Origin of the sequence: Cumulibacter soli (assembly GCF_004382795.1) — a bacterium.
Classification (GTDB): domain Bacteria; phylum Actinomycetota; class Actinomycetes; order Mycobacteriales; family Antricoccaceae; genus Cumulibacter; species Cumulibacter soli.
Window position 1 is genome coordinate 32453 of record NZ_SMSG01000006.1, and the last position, 14338, is coordinate 46790.

The window sequence follows — 14338 nt, forward strand, 5'->3', positions numbered from 1 at the left end:
TGTGCTCGCTGCAGCGCTCGCCGCTGGCGCAGGATCGTTCGCGCTCGGCGAGACGGATCTATTGCGGGTGGCGATCGTGCTGGTCATCGTCTGCGTGCTGACGTGGTTGTGCGCCTTGCTGCTGCGCGCGAGGATCCGCACCAGGTACTTCCTCGATCCCGCCGAGGCCGCAGTCGACACGTCGGTCAATGTCGCCGTCAACGCCCAGGTCACGCGATTCATGCAACCCGCTGCGCTGGTGTGCCACGCACGCACCGACACCGGGCTCACCAGCACGGCGCACCTGTCGGTCCCCGGCGCGGCGGCTGACGGCGGCGTCCGCCTGGATTTCTCCACCAAGGTCACCGCACGCGGATCACACAAGTTCGGTCCGCTAGAAGTCACGATCCGCGACCCGCTCGGTCTGGTCAGTACGCGTTACAGCGGCACCACTCACGCCACGATCCTGGGCTTGCCGCGGCACCACCGGGTACACCCCGGGTGGCTTCGTTCGATCGGTGCGGTCCCCCGCACTGCGAACACTGCTCTCGAGGAGGGCCTGGCCGGCCAACCCGACGTAGGTATCCGCGACTACCACCCCGAAGACGGGATGCGGCGGATCCACTGGCGCAGCAGCGCACGCACCGGCCGTCTCATGACCCGCCTTGAGCGGCCGGAATCCGAGACCGCGGCGACCATCGCGTTCGAGTCCCGAGCGCAACTCCACGACGAGCGGACGTTCGAACGAACGCTGGAAATAATCGCTTCGCTCGGCGTGGCACTGCTGGAGCATGGCTGGGGGTTGCGGGTGATCGACTCGACCGGGCCCCGCCGTCCACCCACCGGCGCCTGGCACCGGGATTCGCTGCTGCGCTTTCTCGCGCTCGCGCATCCCATTAGCGATGGCGGCGCACCACCGTTGCCGCCGGTGGCGACACCGATGATCCTGGTAACGACCGACCCGCAGCAGCACCGCCCGCAACAGCGCGCGCAGACGTTCATCGTTCCGCTGGGCGCGAGCAAAGCCGAGCCCACGCCCGGGCTGACGATGATGCCCCGCGGCGGCTCGATCGCTGCGGTGCTGGCCGAAGCACCGACCGAGGGAGCGCTCGCGTGAGCGCCGCCGCCGTGTCGCGCATTGCCGCACCCATGATCGCCGGTGTTGCCACCCTGGCAACCCTGGCGACTATTGGCCCCGTCTTCTCCGGCCAGAATTGGCTGTGGACCAGCGTGGCCGTGATCGCCGCCGTCGTGCTGAGCGGTATCGCGCTGCGCAAACTGAACCTCGCGCACGCGTACGTGTGCATTCTGCAGTTGCTGGTCGGGCTATACGCCTTGTTACTGCTGACGTGCCAGCCCACGTTGCTCGCCGGGTTCATCCCGTCCGGCGATACCTTCGAACACTTCTTCGCGCTGTTGAATGAGGGCGCCAACACGGCGCGAACCCAGGTAGCACCGATCGATCCGACCCCAGGCACCGCAGCACTACTGGCTCTGCTCGTGCTCCCCGTCGGCGTACTCGTCGACGATTTCACTGTCACCGGCCGCCCGGCGCTCACCGGGATTCCCCTCCTGACACTCTTCGCCATCTGCGCCGCGATCGTCCGCGAACCGATCTCGATGTGGCTGGTGGCGATCCCGCTGATCGCGTTCTTGCTGTTGTTATGGGTTGCCGATGGTGATCGTCCGGCTACCGCGCGGTTCCGTGGAGCGGCCAACCTGCTCAGCACCGGTCTGATTCTGATCCTCGCGATCAGTGTCGCCGCCGCCGTCACCGTCGTCGTACGGCTGCAGGACGGCGGTATCTTCGCCGTCGCCGGAACTAAGCGAGCACCGAACGAGACGGTCGCGCGCACGACCGATCTGGTCGGCCAACTCTCTCGCGATGAGCCGATTCCGCTGTTCACCCTCACCACCGACGATCCCACGCCCTTCTATCTGCGCACCCTGGTACTGGAAAATTGGGGCCTCGCAGGGTGGAGTTTCGCGAACACTCAGGACGACGATGTCGACCTTTCGGATATCCCGACCGGCGAGATCAGTGATTCAACGGCAACGACCCACACAACGATCACGGTCGAGCAGTACAACGACATCTTCGTGCCGACCTACTACTCGCCGACGTCAGTCGAGTTGTCCGGTGCGCGGTATGACCGCGATATGGGCGTCGTCTTCACCGATGACAAGGGCGACGTCAACGGGCGCACTTACGAGATCACCTCGCAGGTGCCGCGACCGACCCAGGAGGAACTCGCTGCGGTCACTAGCTCCGTGCCTCCCGAGGTCACCAAGAACCTCGTCGTGCCGAATGACGTTGATCCTTCCGTCGTCGAGCTGACCAACTCGATCGTGGGTTCAGCCAATACGCCGTGGACCGTCGCCACCGCGCTCGATGAGTTCTTCAGCGACCCAGCACAGGGGTTCACCTATGACCTGCAGGTGCCCGATCCCGAAGGCGCCGACCCACTCGCCAGCTTCCTGGACAAACGTGTCGGCTTCTGCGAGCAGTATGCCTCCGCGATGGCCAGCATGTTCCGGATCTCAGGAGTGCCCGCACGGGTCGTGGTCGGCTACACCAACGGCGAGCAGAACGACGATGGCGAATTCGAGATCACTACCGATGACGCACATGCCTGGGTCGAGGCTTATTTTGGCGAGTCGGGGTGGATCCCGTTCGACCCGACGCCCATTGGTGACCGATCCGAGCCGCTTTCGTACGCCCCGAGCGATCAGCTCGACGGTGACGATGAAGATCCGTCGACCAGTTCCAGCGAATCGACAGCGACCTCATCTGCTCCGGACACGTCGTCCGCTGCCGAGTCCGTCGACCCGTCCGCGCAGGCGGAGGCAGACGCGGCTGAGGCCGATCAAGGTCTGCCGATCGCGGCCATCCTGCGTTGGGTCCTCATCGCCGTGCTCGGCGTGGCGTTACTGGCACTGCCAGGTGTCCTCAGGCTTGCGCGATGGCGCCGGCGACTGGCGACTGCGGGCTCTGGGGGCGCCGACGGCGCCGCGGCAGCATGGGCAGAACTCGTCGAACTCACCGATGCGCTCGGCGCGCCAGCGGTCGCAACACGCGGGTACCGAGCGCAAGTCGACGTATGGGCGGACTCGTTCGGTATCGATCGGGCCGAGCTCGCAGATTTCGGCGAGGCTGTCGAGCGGGCGCGCTACAGCGCGCATGGATCTGACTCGTTGGCCAGTGAGTTGCGCGGCGCTCGGGACCGGATCCGCGTTGCGGTCGGTCGCCTCCGCTGGTGGGCAGCGATAGCCGTGCCCCGAGCGGTACGCGGATTACTAGGTCGCTAAGCCTTATTGCGTCTTTCGCTAGGACGCCGTCGCACAATCCGGGCTTAATCCCGACGGGCCAATGCGGACGTGTGAGTCGCTGCATATGGCGTTCGCCGGCAGAACCGTGAGGGTTACTGGCCGCCCTCAAAGCGGCGACGCATCCGCTCCTGCGCCTTGTCCGCTACGCCGCCCCCACCCGAGGAACGCTTGCCACTCGAGCCACCACGGTCTTTGCCAGCGCTCTTGCCGTCCTTGTTCTTAGGCGGCGGATTCTGGGTTACGCGCACGCCGATGACACCACCGATCAGCATGATCAAGAAACCGAGCACGCCGACGATGACGTTCTGTAGCCACACACCCCCGACGAGTACGACGAGGCCAAGCACGCCGCATCCGATCGCGAGCTTGAGGCTCCCGATACGGGCTGGTTTATGACTGGATTTCTTGACGGCGGCCCGAAATTTCGGGTCCTCTGCGTACAGGGATCGCTCGATCTGCTCGAGTACCCGCTGCTCATGCTCGGAGAGTGGCACGACATCTCCTCGTAGGTCGTTGCGGTGGGTCGCTCCACCGCGCACCTCCTAGGATACGAGCGTTCTGGGAAGTTAGGAACCCAGACTCGAATTCTCGTGGTCAGAGCGTCCCTGAGACGGCGGTCTACGTAGGCTGGACGCCGGTCGCAACGCGGATCCGCCAAATCGCGCCACCACTTCATCGAGCGCGCGTTCGGCCCCCTCCCACCGCTGCTGGGGCTGATCTTCTTCAGCGTCATCGAAGGTCAATTGCACCGGTTCGCTGTCCTGCTCGATCAGTGCCGACGCACGCACCCCCAATAGACGCACCGGCCGTCCGCCCAACACTGTGCGCTCGATGTCCTGCCACAGCGTTCGAAGATGCGGCAGCATGGCGGCCGCGGTGTGCGTCGGACGCTCTAACGTGAGTTCGCGGGTGTACGTCGTAAAGTCACCGGCCCGCAACTTCACCCCGATCGTCCGTGCTTGAAGCTGCTTACTGCGAAGGCGAGCGGCGACCTTCATCGTCAGCCGATTCAGCTCTGCCTCGATCTGCGGATGAGCGGTCAGCGGCCGGAAATAGGTGTTCTCCGCCGAGATGGACTTATCGACTCGTTCTGGGGTGACGCTACGTGGGTCGCGCCCCGCGGCCAGCGCGAGAATGTGCTCGGCACGACCGCGACCGATATTCGAGTACAACGTCTGCGGCCTACTCGCCGCGATGTCACCGATCGTGAACAAGCCGAGCGCCTGTAACTTCGCGGCCGCTTTGGGACCCACGCCCCACAACGCCGAAATCGGTAGGGGGTGCAGAAAACGCAGCGTGTCCGCGGCCGGGACGACCAGGAGGCCGTCGGGTTTACATCGGGTGCTCGCGATCTTCGATACAAAGAGTCGACTCGCTATGCCCACCGAACACGTCAGTGACAATTCGTCGGCGGTGCGCCGGCGAATCATTTGCCCGATCTCGCGTGGGCTGCCAAGTACTCGCACGGCACCGGAGACGTCCAGGAACGCTTCGTCCAGCGACAGCGGCTGCACGAGCGGCGTCACGTCACGCAGGATCGCCATGACATCGGCCGAGGCAGCGGCGTACTCGTCGTGGTCACCGCCGACAACTATCGCGTGCGGGCACAGCCGCAGCGCTTTGGACATCGGCATCGCGCTGCGGACGCCGTACCGCCTGGCCTCATAACTCGCCGTCGAGACCACTCCGAAACCGCCAGCGCCGCCGACGATGACTGGCTTACCGGCGAGGGCCGGGTTCTTACGCACCTCGACACTGACAAAGAACGCGTCCATGTCGACGTGCAGGTAGTGACAGCCGCTGTCATCGACCTCTCCCTGGTCGCCAACGGCTATCCGCTCCTGATCGGCGCTACGCCCCATTGCCCCGTACGGCGACAATGTGCAACAGGGGTGCTGCCCGCGCCAAGAACGGGTCGGCAGCCACGCGCTGCGCCAATTCTCGCGCACCCGATGCCTCGGCCTCAGCCGGGTTCAGTTCACCGAGCAGGCCGACGCCACGCACATGGGTGACCTGCAGGTCGAGGGACTCTAGGAGCTCGGTCAACTCATCGGCGTCGAACCGGCGTCCAGCGGGTCCGGGTACCGAATCGTCCAGAATCGCATCGGCCTCCTCCAGACGCCCGCTGATGATCCGACTCAGCGCTGCTCCCGGGCGATTCGCCGCCACGACACTCAGCGTTCCGCCGGCCGGTAAAGCCGCGGCCGCGGCCGACAGGATGTCCTGTGGTGACCCGACGAATTCGAGCACGCGGTGGCACAGCACGATGTCGGCGCTATCGACCTCAATCGGCTCCCGGACATTGTCGAGGTCGACGTTCCGGCCGGTAACTCGATCGCCGACACCGGCCGACTCGGCGCGACGCGCGAGGGTCGCCAACGCGTCATTACTGTGGTCGAGGACCTGCACCGTGTGACCGTCAGCAGCGATCGCTACGGCGTACACACCACTCCCACCGCCAAGGTCGAGCACCCGCACCTTACGGTCGCCGACCAGACCCCGGATTAGTCCGAGCACCGCATCGTTATTGGGCAGGGCGCTGGTCGCAGTGGACATCGAGACTCCCGTCGTGCGTTGTGTCATCACGTCTGCATCGATCATCCCTCATGATTCGGCCGCGCGGGAGAGGCCCTCAGTGCGGCGGCGCATCAATAGTGCCCGCACCTCGTGCGTGAACCTGTCGGCGTCACGCAACAGGTCATCGGCTAGTCGCTGCGTCACACCGCCGCCTTCGACCCCACGGCTACGAAGCAGCGTGGTGGTACGCGTGGTTGCCGCGAAAAAATCCGCCCACTCACGCAGCTGAGGCGCGCACCGCACCAATAGCGTCCACACCGACTGCGCACGCGCGCCACGGACCTGTCGAGAACACCCAGCGATCACCGCCGAGGCCGCCCGGACCGCGGCCACCGACGCGCGCTCGAAGCGAACATGTGCCCGATCGGCGGCCTGCGCCTCGGCGATCGCCCGCCACGCCTGCGTCAGCAACTCCGCCGAACTCGCACCCTCCTGGGACATCGCGATCGCCTCCATTTAGTAGCCCCCACGCAGTCGAACATACGTTCGATGACCGGCAAGGTCAAGTGCACCCCACTGAATCCATCCTCCACTCGGCGCCGACAATTTTCGTGCGGCACACCGCCGCGCATACGGAGGACCTCAAGAGGTCAACTCTGGGCCCCCACGTCGGTCCCGAGACGCGAGCGCAAACGCGGCAGCGGACAGCGCAATCAGCGCGGAAATAGCGAAAGCCCACTCGAATCCGGCCTGATCCACGACAAAGTTGATCAACACCGGCCCTACCACGACGCCGACGTCCCCGGCCATCTGATAAGTCGCGAGCACGGAGCCTCGGCGCCCTCGGGCCATATCCCCGGCCACCGCAGCCGGGCCTACTACCTGCATCGATGCGCCCAGCCCACCGAGCACCATCGACGCGAAGAACAGCCACAGTGAGTCGGTAAACGTCAGTACGCCGAGCGACACTGCGGTCAGAGTTGCGCCCAGGATCATCGCCGGACGGCGACCCCAGTTATCGGACAGTTTGCCCGCGGCCGTTAAGAACACACCGTTCGCGATCGCGTACACGGCGAGTCCGTAGCCGGTCATCGACTCCCCCTGCAGCAACACCTCGACTACGAACAACGGCACCGTGGCGTTGCGCACTGCGTTCGACCACATGGCAGAGAAGTTCGCGACTGTTGCCGCGCGGAACAGTCGGTCCCGCAGTGCCTCTCGGGCGCCTTCCATCTTGGGCGGTGTGTCATCAGTGGCCGGCGCTGAACCGTCGGCGGTCGCCCCCTGCGGCGCCGTCGTGCGCGACAGGTGGAAGAAGGTGATGTACGCGGCGACCCCCAACGTGGCGGCGTAGAAGAAGAACGGCAGCCGCAGACTGGCCTCAGTCAGCGGCCCGCCGATTGCCGGGCCGCTAATGCCGCCGAGCAAGAACCCGCCGGAATAGACACTCATCGCCCGGCCACGGATCTGCGAGGGAACCCGCTCGGCGAGCACCTTCGCCGAGGCGATCGTGAACATCGCCGACCCGATGCCGCCTGCGCCACGTAACGCGAGCAACTGCCAGTAATCGCCCGACAGGCCGGCGAGCGCGCTGGAAACCGCGACGATGATCAGTCCGATGCCGAGAATGCTTCGCGCGCCGAACCTATCGACCAGTCGACCGCCGCCCAGCGCAGCCGTGAGTCGAGCCAGCGCGAACATGCTGATCACCAACGCGGCAAGCGTCCGCGAAACCCCGAATTCTCGGGCGAATCCAGGTATTGCCGGCGCCACTATGCCGTAGCCGATCGCGACGCAAAACGCCACCGCAGCGAGAATATAGACTTCGCGGGGCAACTTCATCGTCGTGCCTGCACCGCTCGATCCGCGCGCAGCCACCGGCGCCCCCTCGTATCCACAATGATCCCGATCGGCAAAGATAGCCCTATGCCATCAGCCGCGCTGCATCCCCCGCCTCATCATGCGCACCCGTCGTAGACGACCGGCGCGGGTACGCGCGCTGACAGCGGAGCAGTTCCATGCCGTGCTGCCCGAGGCATTCGCAATCTTCGCCGAGGCAATGGGCTACCCCGAAGCCTTCATCGCACCACGAATCCGACTCGCCCAAAGCCAACTGAATTACCCCGATCTGCGGGCGTTCGGGGCGTTCCACCGCAATCGGCTGGTGGGCTTCGCGTACGGGTACCGAGTACTCGACGGGCAGTGGTGGGGCGCTGAAGTCGCCCGGGCGCTGACGCTGCCGGCTGCCGACGCATCGCGCGACTGGCTCGACGATGCGTTCGAGTTATGCGAGATCCATGTCTCCCCCGCCTGGCAGGGGGCCGGGATCGGCCGTGCGCTGCTACGCGAGATCACCGCAGTACAACCGTGCTCGACAATGGTGCTCTCCACGCCAACCGGACCGACCACGGCTGCTGCGCTGTACGCCGACGAGGGGTATCGGCCACTGGTATCACGCTTCCGCTTCTCCGGTGATCCGCGTGATTTCGAAATTCTCGGAAAGGTCGTCGCCAATGGTTGATCGCGATGTCACCGTCATCGGCTCAGGTCATAACGGGCTGGTCGCGGCGTGCTATCTCGCTCGCGCCGGGCTGGACGTCGAGGTGATCGAACGCGACGAGGTAATCGGCGGTGCCGTCTCGACGGTCGAACGATTCCCCGGGGTGCGCATGGACCGCGGATCCAGTGCGCACATCATGATCCGTCACACCGGCATCATCGAGGACCTCGGCCTACGCGCACACGGCCTGCGGTACGTCGATATGGATCCGTGGGGATTCGTACCGGCGACTGAGCACGGTGATGCGATCACGTTCTGGCACGACACCGAACGCACGTGCGCCTCGATCGCCGCGGCATGTGGCGCGGCGGACGCCGACGCGTATCGCCGCTTCGTGCGGGATTGGCTGCCCCGCAACCGGGTCATTTTCTCGTTCTTTCAAACCGCGCCGACGCCCGGAGCCCTGGCGCGGGCGATGCGTGACCTCGCACGGCTGCCCGGCGTTCGAACCCCACGGATGGTCCGCGAGTTCGTGGGTTCGGCCGACGCCGTCCTCGATGCATATTTCACCGACGAGCGGCTGAAGTCGGGGCTTGCCTGGATGGCCGCGCAATCCGGTCCGGCCAGCCATGAGGTCGGCAGCGCCGACATGGTCGGCTGGTTGACGATGATGCACTCGATCCCGCCGGGGCGGCCGATAGGCGGCAGCGGCGCTCTAACCCAGGCGCTCGCCGATCGACTGCAAGCCGATGGCGGCGCACTCAGCGTCGGCGATGCGGCGCGGAGCATCGAGCGAACCGGTGACGGGTTCACGCTCACCCTCGCGTCCGGGCGCCGGATCACCTGCGCCAGAGTGCTCAGTGCAGCGCACGCCTGGACGACGGCGGAGTTAGTCGCGGGGACCGCCACGGAAGCCGCCGACCGCTTACGCAGCACAACGCGCACCGGAAATGGGATCGGAATGGTGCTGCGGGCATGGACCGACCGCCCGCCGGCGTACGCAGGAGACACTGACGGTGTGGCCCATCGTGCGATGGCGCTGCTGTGCGCGGACCGGAACGAACTGCGCCGCAACCATGGTGAGTTCCTGTCGCATCGCACACCATCACATCCCGCCGCGCTGGTGATGTGCCCGACGGTGGACGATCCGTCACTGGCACCGCGCGGCACACATACCGTCACGATCTGGGGTCAGTGGCATCCGCACCACGTGATCGACGAGCCGTGGTCTGCTATCGGCCAGCGCGAGGCCGACAAACTCCTCGACGTCGTCGAGCGGCACGCGCCAGGGTTTCGATCGTCGATCAAAGATGTGCACATTCAAACGCCGGTCGACCTCGAGGAAGAAATCGGGCTGCATCAAGCGAATGTCATGCACCTGGAGATGACCCTCGACCAGATGTTCAGCCTGCGACCCACCCCCGAAGACTCTGGGTACCGTCTGGCTGGAGTGGACGGCTTCTATCTCGCCGGAGCCTCCACTCATCCCGGCGGTGGGGTGTTCGGTGCCAGTGGGCGCAGTGCCGCCACGGTGCTGCTGAACGACTTGCGCCATCCCAAACGTCAGGAGCTACGTACCTGGTGGGCTAGGAAGCGAGGTTGAGCGAACGCAAGTTCGCGTAGATCTCCTCGGTCGCTTTCGAGCGATTCATCGTGATGAAGTGGATGCCTGGCGCGCCCTCGTTCAGCAAGGTGTCGCACAACTGCGTCGCTCGTTCGATCCCCAATGCGCGCACTGCTGCTGGATCAGTACGTATGGCGTCGAACTGAGTACCCAGAGCCGCCGGGAACGGCGCGCCCGACAGTTTCGGGGCTCGCTCAATGGTCCCCATCGACAGCACCGGCAGCACACCAGGGATGATCGGCACATCGCAGCCGAGCGCGACGATCCGATCGCGCAGCCGCAGGTAATCCTCGGCATCGAAGAACAACTGGGTGATCGCATAGTCCGCGCCCGCGTTGGCCTTCTCGACGAAGTAACGCGCATCGGAGTCGATATCGATCGAACGCGGGTGTTTGTACGGGAATGCCGCCACGCCGACGCTGAAGTCGCCGGTCGCGCGCACCAGGCGCACGAGTTCCGCGGCGTACTCCAGGCCTTCGGGGTGCTTGATCCATTCGCCCTCCGGATCACCGGGCGGATCCCCACGCACGGCCAGAATGTTGTGTACGCCGCCGGCGATGAACTTGCCGAGCAAGGACCGCAACTCATCGACCGAGTGGTTCACTGCGGTCAGATGCGCGAGCGGCAACATCGTGGTCTCGGCCGCGATCCGGTCTGTGATGCGCAAGGTGCCCTCTCGCGTCGTACCGCCCGCTCCATAGGTCACCGATACGAAAGCCGGATGGAGTTTCTCCAGTTGCCTGATCGTGTTCCACAGCTGCGTCTCGGAGGCGTCATCCCGAGGCGGGAAAAACTCGAAGGAGAACGTTCGACCGGCGTCCAGGGCAGCACGCACCGAGCGTTCACGAGGGGGGTTGAGCATGCCCTCCAGGATAGCCGTCGGCCACGACGGGCCGACGACAAGGAATACTGGTCAACCGTGAGCGGTATGTTTCCTTCCCCTATCGACCTCGACGCGATTCGTCGACGCATCGATAGCGCGCTATCTGAACACCTGTCCGAGCGCGCTGAGCATCTCGCCTCGCTCAGCGAGGACTTGCGACCGGTCGCGCATGCGTTGATCGACTTCTGCGCAGACGGCAAACGTATCCGGCCGCTGTTCGCATACTGCGGGTGGCGCGCAGCGGGCGGCGGGAGCGCCGATCAGCACGTCATCGACGCGGTTTCCGGGTTGGAGCTGATTCAGGCCGCGGCGCTGGTGCACGATGACATCATCGACGAGTCGGACTCGCGACGCGGCCGCCCGAGCGCTCATCGCACCTTCGAACACTTACACCTCGAGGGTGGATTTGCCGGTAGCGCTGAAAAGTACGGCGTCGCCGTCGCGATCCTGCTCGGCGACCTTGCATTGATCTGGGCGGACGCCGTCGTGCAGGGTTCACAACTCAGCGACGCAGCGTTATTGCGTGTGCGCAGCGAGTTGGATCTGATGCGGATCGAAGTCATGGCCGGGCAGTTCCTCGACGTACTCGAACAGGCGCGCCCCGCCCCGCCCGAGCTCGCGGTGCAGTCGGCGCTGAAGGTGGCGGCGTTGAAGTCCGCGTCGTACACGGTCGCGCGGCCGCTGTTGATCGGTGCCGCGATCGCCGGCGCGGGCGAGGATGTGCGCTCGACGTACGCCACTTTCGGTCAGCACATCGGAATCGCGTTTCAATTACGCGATGACCTACTTGGGGTCTATGGCGATCCAGCCGTGACCGGCAAACCGGCGGGTGACGATCTTCGCGAGGGCAAACGCACGGCGTTGATCGCCCGCGCCCTCGATCACCTCGGCGACCGTACCGAGCTGACCGAGGCACTCGGTGACCCCGACCTGACCGAGACCGATATCGAACGCGTGCGCGGGCTCATCTCCGATTCCGGAGCGACGGCCGACGTCGAGCAAATCATCGAGGAGCGCACGGCCACCGCGCTCGACGCCCTCGATCGCGTCGATCTCGACCCCGTTGGACGTGATGCTTTACGTTCACTCGCCGCGGCGGCGACCAGCCGATCTCGATGAGAGCGCCGTGCGCACCATGAATCCCGCACCGCGCCGGGTGGTGGTCGTCGGTGCCGGACTGTCGGGCCTGAGCGCCGCGATGCATCTGCGCGGCGCGGGGTGCGATGTCATCGTGCTCGAGCAATCGTCGTATGTCGGCGGGCTCTGTCATGACCTGGTGTTGGACGGCGTACGGCACGAGTCCGGACCGACCGTTCTGACGATGCCCGAGATCCTGGAAGCCGCCTTCGCAGCACTGGGATCTACTATGACGTCGCGATTGCAGCTGAATCGCCTTGATCCGGCATACCGCGCCACTTACGCCGACGGGTCGGTCATTGAGGTGCGCGACTCCATCGCAAAGACCGCGGCGTCCATCGAGGCGGCGTGTGGCTCGGTCGAAGCGGACCGGTTCGTCAAGTTCGCCGACTACTGCGCTCGACTGTATGACGTCACCTTCGAGCCATTCATGCGAAAGAGTTTCGACTCCCCGTTCGATCTGCTGTCGCGGCCTTTGCTAGACCTACTGCGGCTACGGGGGTTTTCGTCCATGGGCGCGCAGGTCGACCGTCGCCTCGGCGATCCGCGCACCCGACGTCTGGTGTCTTTTCAGGCGCTGTACGCCGGGTTGGCCCCAGCCAAGGCTCGCGCGCTGTACAACGTCATCACTTACATGGACGTCATCGCAGGGGTCTACTCCCCTGTCGGGGGCATGGCCGCGATCACCGAAGCAATGTCAGCGGCACTACGCGATTGCGATGTCGAGGTCCGCACCGGCACGCGTGTGACCAACGTCGTGCGCCAAGGCGACCGCGTCACCGGCGTACGCGTCATCGGTAACGAGATCGTGGCTGCGGACGCCATAGTGCTGACCTGCGATCCAGAACGCGCACGTGAGTTGCTTGGCATACGCCCGATCCGGCGTCACCTGCGTCGTTCGCCGTCCTGCGTACTGCTGCATCTGAACGCACCGAGTTCCCTCGCCGGAGTTGACGCACACCACACCATCCACTTCGGCGAGAACTGGGATGAGACGTTCAGCGAGCTCATCGATCAGGCCCGGCCGATGAGCGACCCGAGCGTGCTGGTGTCGGCCGCCGCACATTCCGATCCATCTCGGCAGTCCGCCGGTACCCAACCGCTGTATGTACTGCTGCCGTGTCCGAATGAACAGCGCCGCGCACTAAGCGCTCATGTCGTCGATGACATCGTGCGTACCGGATTGGCGCGGCTCCGCGAGCGCGGACTAGCGCTCGAGGAGTCGATGATTCGTCGCGTAGTTTCGCCGGCTCACTGGCGACACGCCGGCATGCGCGCAGGGACGCCGTTCTCGCTCGCGCATACCTTCGCCCAGACGGGACCGTTCCGCCCGAATAACCGCATTCGCGGCCTGAATCAGATCGCACTCGCGGGCGCCGGCACGGTACCGGGGGTCGGCGTACCGACCTCGATCCTGTCCGGCGAGCTCGCGGCCGAACGGTTGGTCGGGGCTGCGCGATGACCCCCGAATTGGCGCAGTCATACCGATCCTGCCGCGCGCTGCTGGCCGAGCACGGCCGGACCTACCACCTCGCGTCCCGCCTGTTACCTCCGGCGACACGCCCGGCTGTCTGGGCGCTCTACGGATTCGCCCGATATGTCGACGATTTAGCGGATGTGGACATCTCGCAAACTCCGCATCCCGCCGTACTTGATGGCCTACAGGAGGAACTCATAGCCGGCATCGAGGCCGGTTACAGCAACCATCCACTGCTGGCCGCAACGGTCGACACCGTTCTGCGATATGAACTCGATCCGCAGTGGCTGTGCGATTTCCTGGACGCTATGCGGATGGACCTGAGTCCGCGCGAGTTTGCGAACTGGTCGGAACTTCACGAATATACTTGGGGAAGCGCCGCGGTCATCGGACTCCAGATGGCACGCGTCATTGGGGTATCCGATGAAGATTGGGATCGCGCCGCCCCGAGCGCCGCGGCTCTCGGGGAAGCATTCCAGATCACCAACTTCTGCCGCGACTACGATGAGGATCTCAGCCGTGGGCGAATCTATCTTCCGACCGAGCTATTCACTCGGATCGGTGCGGACCCAGGAACCCGCGAGCGCACAGCCGTGCGGTCAGTGGTCGCCGACGCCGCTGATTACGCACGCACGTTGTATGCCAAAGCCGAACCTGGCATCGCGCTGTTGAACCCCGACGGGCAACCGTGTATTCGAGCTGCTTTCGTGCTGTATAAGGGAATTCTAGACAAGATCGAGGCTGCGGACTACGCCGTACTCGGCACGCGGCACCGCGTGAGCGAACTGAACCGGGTGCGAGTCGCGATGCCGCTGTTGGCACGTGCAATCCTCTCGCGCACCCGCGTCAGACTCGGTCATTCCGACACGCGATCTCATCGAGGATGACTCG

13 protein-coding genes are annotated in these 14338 nt (G+C 65.1%); 7 read left to right on the top strand and 6 right to left on the bottom strand.

Annotated features, from left to right (window positions below):
• The first annotated feature begins 1 nt into the window (after position 1).
• Entirely contained in the window at positions 2-1096 is a 1095-nt protein-coding gene (locus E1H16_RS13355; protein WP_166741763.1) for a DUF58 domain-containing protein, read from the top strand.
• Entirely contained in the window at positions 1093-3288 is a 2196-nt protein-coding gene (locus E1H16_RS13360; protein WP_134324393.1) for a transglutaminase TgpA family protein, read from the top strand. The genes E1H16_RS13355 and E1H16_RS13360 overlap by 4 nt, the downstream gene beginning before the upstream one ends.
• A gap of 113 nt (positions 3289-3401) precedes the next feature.
• Here E1H16_RS13360 and E1H16_RS13365 read toward each other — a convergent pair whose 3' ends face one another.
• The 5 genes from E1H16_RS13365 to E1H16_RS13385 all read right to left on the bottom strand — a co-directional run bounded on the left by E1H16_RS13365 (position 3402) and on the right by E1H16_RS13385 (position 7668).
• Complete coding sequence (locus E1H16_RS13365; protein ID WP_166741764.1) at positions 3402-3803, bottom strand: DUF3040 domain-containing protein; 402 nt, start codon at positions 3801-3803, stop codon at positions 3402-3404.
• A 72-nt stretch (positions 3804-3875) separates the two neighbouring features.
• The gene (gene dinB / locus E1H16_RS13370; protein ID WP_134324395.1) at positions 3876-5171 is read right to left on the bottom strand and encodes a DNA polymerase IV; all 1296 of its coding nucleotides are present in this window, start codon (positions 5169-5171) and stop codon (positions 3876-3878) included.
• Entirely contained in the window at positions 5161-5865 is a 705-nt protein-coding gene (locus tag E1H16_RS13375; protein ID WP_166741765.1) for a methyltransferase, read from the bottom strand. Before E1H16_RS13375 ends, dinB begins: the two co-directional genes overlap by 11 nt.
• 48 nt (positions 5866-5913) lie before the next feature.
• Entirely contained in the window at positions 5914-6327 is a 414-nt protein-coding gene (locus E1H16_RS13380) for an SAV_6107 family HEPN domain-containing protein (protein ID WP_134324397.1), read from the bottom strand.
• Positions 6328-6468: 141 nt separating this feature from the next.
• On the bottom strand, positions 6469-7668 hold the full coding sequence (locus E1H16_RS13385; RefSeq protein ID WP_134324398.1) for an MFS transporter: 1200 nt from the start codon (positions 7666-7668) through the stop codon (positions 6469-6471).
• A gap of 118 nt (positions 7669-7786) precedes the next feature.
• Here E1H16_RS13385 and E1H16_RS13390 point away from each other — a divergent pair, with 118 nt between their 5' ends.
• Entirely contained in the window at positions 7787-8347 is a 561-nt protein-coding gene (locus E1H16_RS13390) for a GNAT family N-acetyltransferase (RefSeq protein WP_134324399.1), read from the top strand.
• Positions 8340-9929 carry a phytoene desaturase family protein gene (locus E1H16_RS13395; protein ID WP_134324400.1) on the top strand — a complete coding sequence of 530 codons (1590 nt, stop codon included), beginning with the start codon at positions 8340-8342 and terminating at the stop codon, positions 9927-9929. The genes E1H16_RS13390 and E1H16_RS13395 overlap by 8 nt, the downstream gene beginning before the upstream one ends.
• On the opposite strand, the gene metF is transcribed toward E1H16_RS13395, so the two are convergent.
• Positions 9913-10812: a methylenetetrahydrofolate reductase [NAD(P)H] gene (metF, locus tag E1H16_RS13400; protein ID WP_134324401.1), complete on the bottom strand. Its 900-nt coding sequence runs from the start codon at positions 10810-10812 to the stop codon at positions 9913-9915. The two genes, E1H16_RS13395 and metF, sit on opposite strands and share 17 nt — an antisense overlap.
• 66 nt (positions 10813-10878) lie before the next feature.
• Between metF and E1H16_RS13405 the strand changes: the two genes are divergently transcribed.
• Genes E1H16_RS13405 through E1H16_RS13415 form a run of 3 tightly spaced genes read left to right on the top strand, consistent with a single transcriptional unit; the run spans position 10879 to position 14334 of the window.
• On the top strand, positions 10879-11952 hold the full coding sequence (locus E1H16_RS13405) for a polyprenyl synthetase family protein (RefSeq protein ID WP_208379057.1): 1074 nt from the start codon (positions 10879-10881) through the stop codon (positions 11950-11952).
• Positions 11953-11968: 16 nt separating this feature from the next.
• Positions 11969-13432: a phytoene desaturase family protein gene (locus tag E1H16_RS13410; protein ID WP_243837870.1), complete on the top strand. Its 1464-nt coding sequence runs from the start codon at positions 11969-11971 to the stop codon at positions 13430-13432.
• Positions 13429-14334 (top strand): phytoene/squalene synthase family protein, encoded by a 906-nt coding sequence (locus tag E1H16_RS13415; protein ID WP_134324404.1) that lies wholly within the window; start codon positions 13429-13431, stop codon positions 14332-14334. The genes E1H16_RS13410 and E1H16_RS13415 overlap by 4 nt, the downstream gene beginning before the upstream one ends.
• Positions 14335-14338: the final 4 nt, after the last annotated feature.